Genomic DNA, 12983 nt, shown 5'->3' with positions numbered 1-12983 from the left:
TGTGGGAATGCGTTGTATTGTGTGGGAATCCAACGAAGGGTTCGCACATGTACGCGACGGAGCGCCACGAGCAGATCGAGTTGCTGCTGGCTGCGCAGGGCCGGGTGGGTGTGGTCGAACTCGCCGAGCGCTTCGACGTCACCACAGAGACCATCCGCCGAGACCTCGATCACCTCGAGTCCAGTGGCGCGTTGCGTCGCGTGCACGGCGGCGCCGTCGGGCGGGAGCGCGCCAGCACGCGCGAGCCTTCGCTCGCCGAGCGCCTCGAGCATCACGGCCGCGCCAAAGAGGCCATCGGCCGGCGCGCTCTCGATGCGCTCGGTCCGGACTTCACCGGCTCGGTCTTCCTCGACGCCGGCACGACCACCGCTGCCGTGGCCACGGCGCTCGCGCCGCGCGTCGCACGCGGGCACATGGAGGTCGTCACCCACTCGCTCACCCTCGGTCACGCGCTCGCCGCCGTCCCCGGTGCCTCGCTCTCGCTCGTGGGCGGGCGGGTGCGCGGTCTCACGGCCGCGGCCGTCGGTGCCGACACCGTGCGGGCGGTCGCAGGACTGCGCCCGGACGTGGCGTTCGTCGGCACCAACGGCGTGTCGGCGACGTTCGGCCTCAGCACGCCCGATCCCGACGAGGCGGCGGTGAAACGCGCGATCGTCGCGTCGGCGCGCCGGGTGGTCGTCGTCGCGGACGCCGAGAAGCTCGGCGCAGAGCTGCTCGTCGGGTTCGCCTCGCTGTCGGACATCGACGTGCTCGTCACGGATGCCGCACCCGACGCCGAACTGGCCGACGCGCTCGCGGAGGCCGATGTGGAGGTCTGGCTCGCATGATCGTGACACTCACCGCCCATCCGTCCCTGGACCGGACGCTCACACTGCCGGCGTCGCTGCAGGTCGGCGAAGTGCAGGGCGCGGACTCTGCCCGGGAGGACGCCGGCGGCAAGGGCATCAATGTGGCCCGCGCGGTCGCGGCCGCGGGGGAGGAGTGCACCGCCGTGGTGCCGCTCGCCCCCGGTGACCCGTTCCAGGCCCTGCTCCGCGACGCGACGCTCCTCGAGTCCGCACTCCACACCTGTCTCGTGCCGGTCGGAGGCCGGGTCCGCGCCAATCTGGCGATCACGGATCCCGCCGGCGTCACGACCAAGCTCAACCTGCCGGGCGCGCGGCTCTCGCCGGACGAAGTCGCGGCCGTCGTGGACGCGACGGTGGCGGCATCCGCCCACGCAGGCTGGCTCGTCCTGGCGGGCTCGCTGCCTCCCGGCGTGTCCGACGACTTCTACGTCCGGGTGACCCGTGCCGTGCGGGAGGCGCACGGCGCCGCAGCCCCGCTGATCGCCGTGGACACCTCGGGACCGGCCCTCGCGGCCGTCGTGGCCGAGGGCGCGCCTGACCTGATCAAGCCCAACGACGATGAGCTCGCCGAACTCGCCGGCACCCGACTCGAGAGCACCGACCCCGCCGCGGTCCTCGCCGTGGCGCGATCGCTCGTGCCGGCTCGCGTCGGGGCCGCGCTGGTCACGCTCGGCGCGCAGGGCGCGGTGCTCGTCACCGCCGACGGCGCGTGGACGGCGGGGCCGCCTCCCATCCGGGTGATGAGCACCGTCGGTGCGGGCGACAGCTCGCTGGCCGGCTACGTGCTCGCCGCGACGCGACAGGCACGCCCCGAGGAGCGCCTGCGTCATGCGATCCGGTACGGGGCGGCCGCGGCATCCCTTCCCGGCTCGCAGGCGCCGACGCCCGCAGACCTACCAGCGGGCGACGTGACCGTCACCCGCCTTCCTTAGCACCACCCCACTCGACGACCGCAGGAGGTCACCGTGTCCGACACCATCACCCCAGGCCTGGTCAGCCTCGACGCCGCCCTGGGCGCCGACAAGTCCGAGGTCATCCGCTCCCTCGCCGCACGCGTGGTCGCAGAGGGTCGCGCAACCGACGCGCAGGCCCTCTTCGACGACGCGTGGGCCCGCGAAGAGAAGGACGAGACCGGGCTTCCCGGCGGCATCGCGATCCCGCACGCCAAGAGCGCGGCGGTGACGACGCCGTCGCTCGCCTTCGCGCGACTGAAGCCGGGCGTCGACTTCGGCGCCCCCGACGGCGCCGCCGACCTGGTCTTCCTCATCGCCGCGCCCGCCGATGCGGCCGAGGCGCACCTCGCCGTGCTCTCCAAGCTCGCGCGCAGCCTCATGCAGGCGGACTTCACCGCGGGCCTGCGCGCGGCGACGACCGACCAGGAGGTGGTGGCGATCGTGCAGACGGCGATCGGGGAGGGCGCCCCGGCTCCCGCGGCGGCGCCCGCAGCGCCGCTGTCGCCGACGACGGCTGCGACGACGGATGCCGCACCCGCCGCTGCGGCAGGTCTCGCCGTGGACGGCCGCCCTGCCCGCATCGTCGCCGTCACGGCGTGCGCCACCGGCATCGCCCACACCTTCATGGCGGCCGACGCGCTGACCGCGGCCGGCAAGAAGGCGGGCATCGACCTCGTCGTCGAACCGCAGGGCTCGAGCGGATACCAGGCCCTGCCTGCGGACGTCATCCAGGGCGCGGACGCCGTCATCTTCGCGACCGACGTCGACGTGCGCGAACCTCAGCGGTTCGCCGGCAAGCCCGTCGTCCGCTCCGGCGTCAAGCGCGGCATCGAGCAGCCCGATCAGCTCATCGCCGAGGCGGTGGCCGCGGCGAAGAGCCCGTCGGCGACGCGCGTCGGCGGCGAGGCGGCGGCGGTCGCATCCGCGCCCGCGGAGAAGCTGTCGTGGGGTGCCCGCATCCAGCGCATCCTGCTCACCGGTGTGAGCTACATGATCCCGTTCGTCGCCGGCGGTGGACTCCTCATCGCCCTCGGCTTCCTCCTGGGCGGCTACAACGTCACCGACAACGCCGCGAACGTCATCGTGCAGAACTCGCTGTGGGATCTGCCGACCGAGGAGATCACCTCGAACTACGGGCCGCTCGGCCAGTACCTCGGCTCGGTGTTCTTCATGATCGGGGCCACGTCGATGGGCTTCCTCGTGTCGGCGCTCTCGGGCTACATCGCCTTCGCGATCGCCGACCGTCCGGGCATCGCGCCCGGCTTCGTCGCCGGCGCGGTCGCCGTGCTCATGAACGCCGGCTTCATCGGCGGCATCGTGGGCGGTCTGCTCGCCGGAGTCACCGCCTGGTGGATCGGATCGTGGCGCGTGCCCCGCTGGCTTCGCGGGCTGATGCCGGTCGTCATCATCCCGCTGCTGGCCTCGATCGTGGCCTCCGGGCTGATGATCCTGTTCCTCGGACGCCCCATCGCGACGCTGATGGAGTGGTTGAACGTCTGGCTCACCGATCTGGCCGGCACGGCAGGCATCGTGGTCGTCGGCGTCATCCTCGGCCTCATGATGTGCTTCGACCTCGGCGGTCCGATCAACAAGGTCGCGTACGCATTCGCCGTGGCGGGACTCGCCGCCGGCTCGCCCGAGAACCCGACGCCGTACTACATCATGGCCGCGGTGATGGCTGCGGGAATGGTGCCGCCGCTCGCCATGGCGCTCGCCTCGACCGTCCTCGCCCGCAACCTGTTCCCGCCCGTCGAGCGCGAGAACGGCAAGGCGGCCTGGCTGCTCGGTGCTGCCTTCATCAGCGAGGGCGCCATCCCCTTCGCCGCCGCGGATCCGCTGCGCGTCATCCCCGCCTCCATGGTGGGCGGCGCGGTGACCGGCGCCCTGAGCATGGCGTTCGCGGTGCAGTCGCTCGCCCCGCACGGCGGCGTGTTCGTGCTCTTCGCCATCCAGCCGATCTGGGGCTTCCTGGTGGCGATCGCCGCGGGAACCGTGGTGACCGCCCTCATCGTCGTCGCCCTGAAGAAGTGGGTCGGCCGCAAGGAGCTCGAGCAGGCCGAAGCGATCGAGTCCGCCGTGCCCGTGGCGGCCTGACGCCCGCGTCCGACAGAATCGGAAGCGTCGGCCGCAGAGGTTCGACGCAGACAGGAGAGAACCATGGCAGAACGTCAGGCCACCATCGCCAGCAGCTCGGGACTCCACGCGCGCCCCGCGAAGCTCTTCGTGCAGGCCGTGCAGGCGCAGTCCGTCCCCGTGACCATCGCCGTCGAGGGTGGCGCAGATCTCAACGCCGGCAGCATCCTGTCGCTGATGGGCCTCGGCGCCTCGCAGGGGACCGTCGTGACGCTGAAGGCCGAGGGCGACGGTGCGGAGGAGGCCCTCGACGCACTGGTCGCCCTGCTCGAGACCGACCTCGACGCGCAGTAGTCCACGCGTCCCGACGCTCGCGACGTCGATATCGCTGAACGAAGGCCCCTGACGCCCACTCCAGCCGCCGCCGGCGCGGCGGCTGGAGTCTCGGGCGCGGGGGCCTTCGTCCGCGTTCGCGGACGCCGGCTCAGCTCTCGGTGGTGTCTCCGGGGTTCAGGACCACGAGTTCACCGCCGTGCTGCTCGGCGGCCCAGCCGAGGCGCGCCCGGCCCATATCGCGCCCTGAGACGGACAGCGTCATGTCGTGGGTCGCGAACACACGCCGCGGTGCGACGGCGAGCACGAAGTCCATCGCCTCGCCGATCTTGAGCCAGGGCGCCCCGACGGGCGCGGCCAGGAGCTTCACGGAGCGGCCCTCGGGAACCGCGTACGAGTCGCCCGGGTAGTAGAAGTCGTCGTTCACGAGGACGCCGACGTTGTCGACCACGGGGATGGACTCGTGGATCAGCGCGTGGCGGCCACCGAAGAACTCGAGACGGAACGGGTCGACCTCGACGACGTCGCCGGGGTGCACCACGGTGATGTCGTACGCCGCGGCCGCCTTGCTCACGCCCTCGGGAGCGAAGATCGGCGTGCCCGGGAACATGCCCAGGATGCGATCGAGGTGGTCAGCGGTCCAGTGATCGGCGTGCTCGTGCGTGACCACGATCGCCACGACGTCCTCGAGCTCGCCCAGCGGGGCGGTGAAGGAACCGGGGTCGATGATCAGCGTCCTGCCCATGTCGACGATGGTGAGGGCCGCATGCTCGAACTTCGTGACTCGCATGTCCACGAGTCAACCGCCCCGCTGCCGCTGGAGCAAGCCGCGTCCCCGGTCAGGCGCCGGACCCGCGACGATTTGGAGCGGGCATGCGCGACGTGGCATAATCGAACGGTTGCCTGAACGGCCCCATCGTATAGCGGCCTAGTACGCCGCCCTCTCACGGCGGTAACGCGGGTTCGAATCCCGCTGGGGTCACCAGTCAGGCAACACGTCCCAGCTTCGGCTGGCGACAGGCTATGCGGCCCCATCGTATAGCGGCCTAGTACGCCGCCCTCTCACGGCGGTAACGCGGGTTCGAATCCCGCTGGGGTCACAACCCGCTCGAGGCCCCGAATCCGCCAGGATCCGGGGCCTCGAGCCGTTTCTGCTCCCGTGGCGCGAGAAGCTCTCTCAGGTGGTGGCGACCACGACGAGGATCACGGCCGAGACCACGCCGCAGCCCACCACGAAGAGCGTGAGCGTCATGAGCAGGCGCGCGTCGGGCAGGTCGGCGGGTCGGTCGTCGAGAAGCGCGCGATTGACGGCACGGTGCCGCGCGCGCGCCCCGGCCCAGAGCAGGACCGCGAAGGCGACGCCGGCGATCCCCGGTGCGAGCAGGAGCTGCTGCGCGGCCGGCGCGGTGGCGATCGACGGCAGGACGCGCAGCGCCAGCAGCGATCCGACGCCGATCGCGAGGGCCGTGCGCCGCCATGCGAGCTCGGTGCGCTCCGGCTGCAGGCCCGGGTCGAAGAGCCGCCGCTCGCTCATCGCAGGATCACTCCGAGGAGGACGAGCACGCCCACCGCGACGATGGTGACGGCCAGTGCGATGCTCGTGGCCGACCCCGGCAGCGGCGTCGCCGCGCGAAGGGCGCGCTCGGTCCGCGCCCACTCGAACCACGCGAGCACCGGCACCGCCAGCCCCGCGGCGATGAGGATCACGGATGCCGCCAGCCGCAGCGACGGCTGCAGGTCCAGGCCGAGCGCCTCGAGCGCAACCCCGCCCGCGATGAGCGCGAGGGCGGTGCGGTTCCACGCCAGGAAGGTCCGCTCGTTGGCCAGGCTGAACCGCGGATCCGGCTCGGTGCCCGTGCGGTAGACCGAGCCGGGGAATCTGCTGCGCGTCACCGCTTCACAGTATTCGACCCGTCAGGACGGATCGGCGGTTCTCGACGGATCGCGTCGCGCGGGCTCGTCACCGGAGGACGCCGGGGGAGCGGCATCCGCTCGACGACGGCGCCGGCCGCGCACGAGCCGGACGACGCCCCACACGATGAGTGCGACGACGGCGGCCACCGCGAGCCAGGGGAGAAGGAAGCCGAGCGCGATCACGATGCCGTTCAGTGTCGCCACGAGCCCGTTCCACCCGGCGGCGAGGCCGTCGCCGAAGCCGGCCGGATCCGCGGTGACCGGCTCGATGTCCGGCACCACCGTGACGGACAGCGTCGACATCGCGACCTGATCGTCGAGCATCTCCAGCTGCTGCTGGTAGGACTCCAGCATGGCCTGCCGTTCCGACAGCGCCGCTTCGGCCGAGATCAGATCGGCGACGGACTGCGCCTGAGCCATGAGTGCGGTGAGACGGTCGACGGATGCCTGTGCGGCCTCGATACGTGCCTCGAGGTCGATGGTCTGCTCGGTCACGTCCTGCCGCGAGAGGTTCGTGGCGGTCACCTCGCCGACGTCCTCGAGCTCGTCGACGACGTCCTGCAGCTGGTCGGCGGGCACGCGGACGGTGATCCACGCGCCGTCCGTCGGGGCGGGAGGGTAAGGCATGGTGTCGTAGACGATGCCGCCATCGGTCGGCGAGACCGGGTAGACGCTCCCGTCGCTGCCGACGCTCATCGACTCGACGTAGCCGCCGTGCGCCACGGCGGAGTTGGCGATGGAGCGCGTCGCGGCATCCACCTCGTCGACGGACACGGTGGCAGAGGCGGTCGTGATGATGTCGCGGTCCGTGTCGAGCCCGCTGTCCAGCTGCGCGCCGGTGGCCTTGTCGCCCTCAGCGGCATCGGGGGCGATGGTGAGGGGCGCGGATTCGCTCGTCTGGTCGGTGGCCGAGTCGGAGGCGCCGTCGGAGCCGGCAACGGAATCGGCGGGTGCGACGGCGGACTCCTCGGCCGTGCCGCCGGCGGTTCCGACGAGGGAGCCGACGGAGGGGGCGATGAGGGCGGCCACCGCGATGACCGCGGCCGCAGCGCCGCCCGCGATCCACAGACGACCGCGGCGGGTGCGCCGGACCGATCCGCGGGCGCGCTCCCGCGCGATGTCGGCGAAGAGGGCGTCCTCCATCTCGTCGATGCGCTGGGCGCTGAGCTCGGGCAGGGGTTCGGATGCCTCGGGCACCGGGGACTGCGTGTTCATGTGCTCTCCTTCACAACGGTCCGCAGCCGGGTGCGGATACGGGAGAGACGGTTGCGGACGACGCCGTGCGCGACGCCGAGCTCATCGGCGGCGGCCTGATAGGCGTAGCCCTCGGTGGCGCACAGCCGGAAGATGGCGCGATCGAGTTCGCCGAGACCGGCGACCTCCCGCAGGATCGCGTCGGCGAGCCGCTCGTCGATCACCTGCTGCTCGACGTCGACCGTCGACGGGAGCTCCTCATCGGCAGCCGCCGCGGTGTGCACACGGTCGCGTCGCTGCCGGCGCACGCGGTTGGCGGATTGGAATCGGCAGATCGTCGCCAGCCACGGCAGGAGCGAGTCCCCGGCGAGCTCGAGCTCGGGGAGCTTGCGCCAGGCGACGAGGAACGTCTCCTGGGTGACCTCCTCGGCGTCGGCCGGATTGCCGACCAGCCCGTGCGCCATCCAGTACACCGGGCGCACATAAGCCCGGTACAGCGTGCGGAAGGCGTGCTCGCTCCCGCCCGCAGCCAGCACCACGAGCTCAGCGTCGCCGGTGGCGCCGTGCGGCAGGTCGTCGTCGGGCATGCCCATCCTCCGAATTGTCTCTCACTGTGTCAGTGTCCGCACGGGCGGGATCGTCTCAGGGCACGCGGACCCGGCATCCCCACCCTGTATTCTGTTGCGAGCGAGAGGGAGTATCCCGACACCGCGCATCCGTCATCACGGGTCCCGACAGAGTGACCCCGGGTGTGCGACGCAGGCCGATCGGCCGGCGGGGGAGAGACTTTCGGCTTCGACCGACCCCCGCTGCACATCCCTCCGAAAGGCCCTGAATGGACCTCGAACTCCCGCTGTGGTTCGAAATCGGATCCTTGGTGATCCTCTCCCTGATCCTCCTGGCTGATCTGCTGATCATCCTCAAACGTCCGCACATCCCCTCCACCAAGGAGTCGACCCTGTGGGTCGTCTTCTACGTCTGTCTGGCGCTGATCTTCGCCGGCCTGATGTGGGTCATCGCCGGCCCCGAGTACGCCGGCCAGTTCGTCGCCGGATGGCTCACCGAGTACAGCCTGTCCATCGACAACCTGTTCGTCTTCGTGCTGATCATGTCGCAGTTCGCGGTGCCGCGCCGCTATCAGCAGGAGGTGCTGATGGTGGGCATCATCATCGCGCTGGTGCTGCGTGGCCTGTTCATCCTCGCGGGAGCGGCGATCATCGAGCAGTTCAGCTGGGTGTTCTACATCTTCGGCGCGTTCCTGGTCTGGACCGCGTGGCGGCAGGCCTTCCCGGGCGGCGACCACGACTCCGACGTCAAGCAGGAGAACTTCGTGGTCCGCCTGCTCCGCCGCACGATCGACATCAGCGATCACTACGACGGCGCCAAGGTCCGCACGATCGTGGACGGCAAGAAGATGTGGACGCCGATGATCATCGTGTTCGCGGCGATCGGTGTGACCGACCTGCTGTTCGCGATCGACTCGATCCCGGCGATCTTCGGCATCACCCAGAGCGCGTTCATCGTCTTCACGGCGAACATCTTCGCGCTCATGGGCCTGCGTCAGCTGTACTTCCTGCTCGGCGACCTGCTCGATCGCCTGCGCTACCTGCACTACGGCATCGCGTTCATCCTCGCGTTCATCGGCCTGAAGCTCGTCTTCCACGCGATGCACGTGAACGAGCTCCCGTTCATCAACAACGGCGAGCACATCGAGTGGGCCCCCGAGATCTCCACCTGGATGTCCCTCGCCGTCATCGTGGTCTCGATGGCGGTGGCGACGATCGCGAGTCTCATCGCGTCGTCGCGCGAGAAGAAGGCGGCGAATGCGGATGCCGCGGCCGCCGTCGTCGCGGACGAGAAGGGCACGCCGCCGACGGTCGAGCAGCCGCACGACGACGCCCGCTGATCGCACTCCCCGGGTCGCGCCTGACGTCCACCGACGTCGGACGCGACCCGGTGTCGTGCGGTCGAGTGGTAATCTGGCCCCGTGCGGATCGCTCGCCTTCTCCTTAGCGGCCGCGACGAGTCCTAGTTTCCAGGCCTCTCTCGTCGCGGAGTTCGTCGCGGGCCCACCCCATGCGGGCACAGTCCCACAGAGGAGAACGACAAGCAATGAGCATCACCGACGCGTCCGGCATCCCCGATCGCCCCCGCACCCTGGCCGAAAAGGTATGGGACGACCATGTCGTCGTCCACGGCGAGAACGGCCAGCCGGACCTCATCTACATCGACCTGCACCTGGTGCACGAGGTCACGAGCCCGCAGGCGTTCGACGGCCTGCGCGCGGAGGGCCGTCCGGTGCGCCGGCTCGACCTGACGATCGCGACCGAGGACCACAACACCCCCACGCTCGACATCGACAAGCCGATCGCCGATCTGACGAGCCGCACGCAGATCGAGACGCTGCGCCGCAACGCCGAGGAGTTCGGTGTGCGCCTGCACTCGCTGGGCGACAAGGAGCAGGGGATCGTCCACGTCGTCGGTCCTCAGCTGGGCCTGACGATGCCCGGCATCACCGTCGTGTGCGGCGACAGCCACACCTCCACGCACGGCGCGTTCGGCGCGATGGCGTTCGGCATCGGCACCAGCGAGGTCGAGCACGTGATGGCCACCCAGACGCTGCCGCTCAAGCCCTTCAAGACCATGGCGATCACGGTCGAGGGCGAGCTGAAGCCGGGCGTGACCGCCAAGGACGTCATCCTCGCGATCATCGCGAAGATCGGCGCCAACGGCGGCCAGGGCTACGTGCTCGAATTCCGCGGCTCGGCCATCCGCTCCCTCTCGATGGAGGGGCGCATGACGATGTGCAACATGTCGATCGAGGCCGGTGCCCGCGCCGGCATGATCGCGCCCGACGACATCACCTTCGACTACGTCAAGGGCCGCCCGCATGCGCCGCAGGGCCAGGACTGGGAGGATGCCGTCGCCTACTGGCGCACGCTCCCCAGCGACGAGGGCGCCGTGTACGACGCCGAGGTGTTCCTCGACGCGAACGAGCTCGAGCCCTTCGTCACGTGGGGCACCAACCCCGGGCAGGGCGTGTCGCTGTCGGGCGCCGTGCCGTCGCCCGACGACTTCGCCGACGCCAACGAGCGGGCCGCCGCCGAGCGTGCCCTCGAGTACATGGACCTCGCCCCCGGCACCCCGCTCAAAGAGGTGCCCGTCGACGCCGTCTTCATGGGCTCGTGCACCAACAGCCGCATCGAGGATCTCCGCGCGTTCGCATCGGTCATCCAGGGTCACCGCAAGGCGGACGGGGTGCGGGTCATGGTCGTGCCCGGATCCGCGCGCGTCCGCCTCGAGGCGGAGGCCGAGGGCCTCGACAAGGTCTTCCAGGAGTTCGGCGCCGAGTGGCGCTTCGCCGGCTGCTCGATGTGCCTCGGCATGAACCCCGACCAGCTCGCGCCGGGCGAGCGCTGCGCCTCGACGAGCAACCGCAACTTCGAAGGTCGTCAGGGCAAGGGCGGGCGTACGCACCTCGTGTCGCCGCTGGTCGCCGCGGCGACCGCCGTCATGGGCCGTCTCGCCAGCCCGAGCGATCTTCCCACGGCTGTCGCAGCCGCCGCACAGGGTTCGGAGGCCTGACATGGACGCGTTCACGACGCACACCGGCATCGCCGCCCCGCTGAAGCGGTCGGCGGTCGACACGGACCAGATCATCCCGGCGGTATACCTCAAGCGGGTCACCAAGACAGGGTTCGAAGACGCGCTGTTCGCCAGCTGGCGTCAGGACCCCGGGTTCGTGCTCAATCAGCCGGCCTACGCGGGCGCGAGCATCCTCGTCGCCGGGCCGGACTTCGGCACGGGCTCGAGCCGCGAGCACGCCGTCTGGGCCCTCCGCGACTTCGGCTTCAAGGTCGTGCTGAGCCCGCGGTTCGCCGACATCTTCCGCGGCAACGCCGGCAAGCAGGGGCTCGTGGCGGGCGTGATCTCCGAGGCGGACCTCGAGGCCGCCTGGGCGGCGATCGACGCGAACCCCGGTGTCACCATGACGGTGGACCTCTCGGCGCGCACGGCGACGATCGGCGACCCGGCAGCGAGTTCCGCGGAGCGCCTGGAATTCGCTTTCGAGATCGATGATTACACTAGGTGGCGGCTTCTCGAAGGGCTCGACGACATCGGGCTCACGCTGCGCGACGAAGACAAGATCGCGCAGTTCGAGGCTCGCCGAGAGGCGTGGCGGCCGCGGACACTCCCCGTCCCGTAAGCCGGGCCGTGCGCCCACAACCCGGGCGCGCGACCCTCTCAAAGCCCCCTCGTGCACACCAAGTGAGGACCACCCGGATGAAGCCACTTCTGAATGTCGCCGCCGGCGAGAGCACAGCCGCCGAAGCGGAGGAACAGGAAGTGACCGGAGAAGTCCTGGCGATCAGGGGCGGGCGGCCGCTCACCGGCCGGGTCGAGGTCAAGGGCGCGAAGAACCTCGTCACCAAGGCGATGGTCGCGGCCCTTCTCGGCGAGACCGCGAGCACCCTGCGCGATGTCCCCGACATCAGCGACGTGCATGTGGTCCGCTCGCTGCTCGAGGTCCACGGCGTTCGGGTCGACGAGGGTGAAGAAGAGGGCACGTTCCACTTCGACCCCAGCGGCGCGGTGTCGGCCCACTTCGAAGAGATCGACGCCCACGCCGGAGCGTCGCGCATCCCGATCCTGTTCTGCGGACCGCTGCTGCATCTGCTCGGCGAGGCGCTCATCCCCGACCTCGGCGGCTGCCGCATCGGCGACCGGCCGATCAACTTCCACATGGACGCGCTGCGCGCGTTCGGGGCGGTCGTCGACAAGAGCTACGAGGGCATCCGGATCACGGCGCCCCAGGGGCTGCACGGTGCGAACATCGAGCTGCCCTACCCGAGTGTCGGCGCGACGGAGCAGGTGCTGCTCACGGCGGTCAAGGCCAAGGGCACGACGGAGCTGCGCAACGCCGCCATCGAGCCCGAGATCATGGATCTCATCGCGGTCCTTCAGAAGATGGGCGCGATCATCTCGTACGAGCCCAACCGCGTGATCCTCATCGAGGGTGTCGACACGCTGCAGGGCTACGACCACCGCGCGATCTTCGATCGCAACGAGGCCGCGTCCTGGGCCTGCGCCGCTCTCGCCACCGACGGCGACATCTTCGTCGGCGGGGCGAAGCAGCAGGAGATGCTGACCTTCCTCAACGTGTTCCGCAAGGCCGGAGGCTGGTTCGACGTCCGGGAGGACGGCATCCAGTTCCGCCGCGGCGGCGCGCTCAAGCCCGTCGTGGTCGAGACCGACGTGCACCCCGGCTTCATGACCGACTGGCAGCAGCCCCTGATCGTGGCGCTCACGCAGGCCGAAGGCACCTCGACCGTCCACGAGACGGTGTACGAGAACCGTCTGGGCTTCACCGACGCGCTCAACCTGATGGGCGCCGACATCGTGGTGCATCCCCAGGGTCTCGACACGGTCGGACGCCGCGTTCCCCGGCGCGCTCTCGAGCAGGCCGCCGTGATCAACGGGCCGACCGCGCTCCATGGCGCCGACGTCGTCGTCCCCGACCTGCGAGGCGGGTACAGCTACGTGATCGCGGCACTCGCGGCAGAGGGCGAGTCGATCGTGCGCAACGTCGGCATCATCCGGCGCGGGTACGAGAAGTTCCTCGCCAAGCTCGACATGCTCGGCGCCGACTTCGACGTCATCGGATAGC

13 protein-coding genes and 2 tRNA genes are annotated in these 12983 nt (G+C 70.4%); 10 read left to right on the top strand and 5 right to left on the bottom strand.

Annotation, left to right across the window (positions count from 1 at the left end):
* Nucleotides 1-47: 47 nt before the first annotated feature.
* The 4 genes from ABG085_RS10990 (at nt 48) to ABG085_RS10975 (ending at nt 4228) form a co-directional block, all read left to right on the top strand.
* Nucleotides 48-827 (top strand): DeoR/GlpR family DNA-binding transcription regulator, encoded by a 780-nt coding sequence (locus tag ABG085_RS10990; protein WP_347975783.1) that lies wholly within the window; start codon nt 48-50, stop codon nt 825-827.
* Nucleotides 824-1780, top strand: coding sequence for a 1-phosphofructokinase family hexose kinase (locus ABG085_RS10985; RefSeq protein ID WP_347975782.1), 957 nt, complete (start codon nt 824-826; stop codon nt 1778-1780). The genes ABG085_RS10990 and ABG085_RS10985 overlap by 4 nt, the downstream gene beginning before the upstream one ends.
* A 33-nt stretch (nt 1781-1813) precedes the next feature.
* Nucleotides 1814-3895, top strand: a complete 2082-nt coding sequence (locus ABG085_RS10980; RefSeq protein ID WP_347975781.1) for a fructose-specific PTS transporter subunit EIIC — start codon at nt 1814-1816, stop codon at nt 3893-3895.
* Nucleotides 3896-3958: 63 nt separating this feature from the next.
* Entirely contained in the window at nt 3959-4228 is a 270-nt protein-coding gene (locus ABG085_RS10975) for an HPr family phosphocarrier protein (RefSeq protein WP_347975780.1), read from the top strand.
* A gap of 130 nt (nt 4229-4358) precedes the next feature.
* Here ABG085_RS10975 and ABG085_RS10970 read toward each other — a convergent pair whose 3' ends face one another.
* On the bottom strand, nt 4359-4997 hold the full coding sequence (locus ABG085_RS10970) for an MBL fold metallo-hydrolase (protein WP_347975779.1): 639 nt from the start codon (nt 4995-4997) through the stop codon (nt 4359-4361).
* A 119-nt stretch (nt 4998-5116) separates the two neighbouring features.
* Here ABG085_RS10970 and ABG085_RS10965 point away from each other — a divergent pair.
* Both ABG085_RS10965 and ABG085_RS10960 read left to right on the top strand, forming a co-directional pair.
* Nucleotides 5117-5192, top strand: a tRNA-Glu gene (locus tag ABG085_RS10965).
* A 42-nt stretch (nt 5193-5234) separates the two neighbouring features.
* Nucleotides 5235-5307: transfer RNA gene (locus ABG085_RS10960), tRNA-Glu, on the top strand.
* A 77-nt stretch (nt 5308-5384) separates the two neighbouring features.
* Here the strand turns inward: ABG085_RS10960 and ABG085_RS10955 are convergent.
* From ABG085_RS10955 to ABG085_RS10940, 4 genes are read right to left on the bottom strand one after another with little or no spacing between them, the layout of a single operon-like run.
* Nucleotides 5385-5741 carry a DUF202 domain-containing protein gene (locus tag ABG085_RS10955; protein WP_347975778.1) on the bottom strand — a complete coding sequence of 119 codons (357 nt, stop codon included), beginning with the start codon at nt 5739-5741 and terminating at the stop codon, nt 5385-5387.
* Nucleotides 5738-6100, bottom strand: a complete 363-nt coding sequence (locus tag ABG085_RS10950; RefSeq protein ID WP_347975777.1) for a DUF202 domain-containing protein — start codon at nt 6098-6100, stop codon at nt 5738-5740. Before ABG085_RS10950 ends, ABG085_RS10955 begins: the two co-directional genes overlap by 4 nt.
* Nucleotides 6101-6121: 21 nt before the next feature.
* On the bottom strand, nt 6122-7336 hold the full coding sequence (locus tag ABG085_RS10945) for a DUF4349 domain-containing protein (protein WP_347975776.1): 1215 nt from the start codon (nt 7334-7336) through the stop codon (nt 6122-6124).
* Nucleotides 7333-7902, bottom strand: coding sequence for a sigma-70 family RNA polymerase sigma factor (locus ABG085_RS10940; protein WP_347975775.1), 570 nt, complete (start codon nt 7900-7902; stop codon nt 7333-7335). Before ABG085_RS10940 ends, ABG085_RS10945 begins: the two co-directional genes overlap by 4 nt.
* Nucleotides 7903-8150: 248 nt before the next feature.
* Between ABG085_RS10940 and ABG085_RS10935 the strand changes: the two genes are divergently transcribed.
* The 4 genes from ABG085_RS10935 to murA all read left to right on the top strand — a co-directional run bounded on the left by ABG085_RS10935 (nt 8151) and on the right by murA (nt 12982).
* Nucleotides 8151-9221, top strand: coding sequence for a TerC family protein (locus ABG085_RS10935; protein ID WP_347975773.1), 1071 nt, complete (start codon nt 8151-8153; stop codon nt 9219-9221).
* A 206-nt stretch (nt 9222-9427) separates the two neighbouring features.
* Nucleotides 9428-10900 (top strand): 3-isopropylmalate dehydratase large subunit, encoded by a 1473-nt coding sequence (leuC, locus tag ABG085_RS10930; protein ID WP_347975772.1) that lies wholly within the window; start codon nt 9428-9430, stop codon nt 10898-10900.
* A 1-nt stretch (nt 10901) separates the two neighbouring features.
* Nucleotides 10902-11522 (top strand): 3-isopropylmalate dehydratase small subunit, encoded by a 621-nt coding sequence (gene leuD / locus ABG085_RS10925; RefSeq protein ID WP_347975771.1) that lies wholly within the window; start codon nt 10902-10904, stop codon nt 11520-11522.
* 77 nt (nt 11523-11599) lie between these two features.
* Complete coding sequence (murA, locus tag ABG085_RS10920; protein WP_347975770.1) at nt 11600-12982, top strand: UDP-N-acetylglucosamine 1-carboxyvinyltransferase; 1383 nt, start codon at nt 11600-11602, stop codon at nt 12980-12982.
* The last annotated feature ends 1 nt before the right edge of the window (nt 12983 follow it).

Source organism: Microbacterium sp. ProA8, from assembly GCF_039905635.1.
Lineage (GTDB): Bacteria > Actinomycetota > Actinomycetes > Actinomycetales > Microbacteriaceae > Microbacterium > Microbacterium chionoecetis.
Note: the sequence above shows the minus strand (reverse complement) of the source record. Positions and strands in the feature narration are given on the sequence as shown.

Excerpts from the sequence above, each read along its gene's own strand:
- ABG085_RS10990 (WP_347975783.1), top strand. The coding sequence starts at position 48 with ATGTACGCGACGGAGCGCCACGAGCAGATCGAGTTGCTGCTGGCTGCG.
- ABG085_RS10985 (WP_347975782.1), top strand. The coding sequence starts at position 824 with ATGATCGTGACACTCACCGCCCATCCGTCCCTGGACCGGACGCTCACA.
- ABG085_RS10975 (WP_347975780.1), top strand. The coding sequence starts at position 3,959 with ATGGCAGAACGTCAGGCCACCATCGCCAGCAGCTCGGGACTCCACGCG.
- ABG085_RS10970 (WP_347975779.1), bottom strand. The coding sequence starts at position 4,997 with ATGCGAGTCACGAAGTTCGAGCATGCGGCCCTCACCATCGTCGACATG.
- ABG085_RS10955 (WP_347975778.1), bottom strand. The coding sequence starts at position 5,741 with ATGAGCGAGCGGCGGCTCTTCGACCCGGGCCTGCAGCCGGAGCGCACC.
- ABG085_RS10945 (WP_347975776.1), bottom strand. The coding sequence starts at position 7,336 with ATGAACACGCAGTCCCCGGTGCCCGAGGCATCCGAACCCCTGCCCGAG.
- ABG085_RS10940 (WP_347975775.1), bottom strand. The coding sequence starts at position 7,902 with ATGCCCGACGACGACCTGCCGCACGGCGCCACCGGCGACGCTGAGCTC.
- ABG085_RS10935 (WP_347975773.1), top strand. The coding sequence starts at position 8,151 with ATGGACCTCGAACTCCCGCTGTGGTTCGAAATCGGATCCTTGGTGATC.
- leuC (WP_347975772.1), top strand. The coding sequence starts at position 9,428 with ATGAGCATCACCGACGCGTCCGGCATCCCCGATCGCCCCCGCACCCTG.
- leuD (WP_347975771.1), top strand. The coding sequence starts at position 10,902 with ATGGACGCGTTCACGACGCACACCGGCATCGCCGCCCCGCTGAAGCGG.
- murA (WP_347975770.1), top strand. The coding sequence starts at position 11,600 with ATGAAGCCACTTCTGAATGTCGCCGCCGGCGAGAGCACAGCCGCCGAA.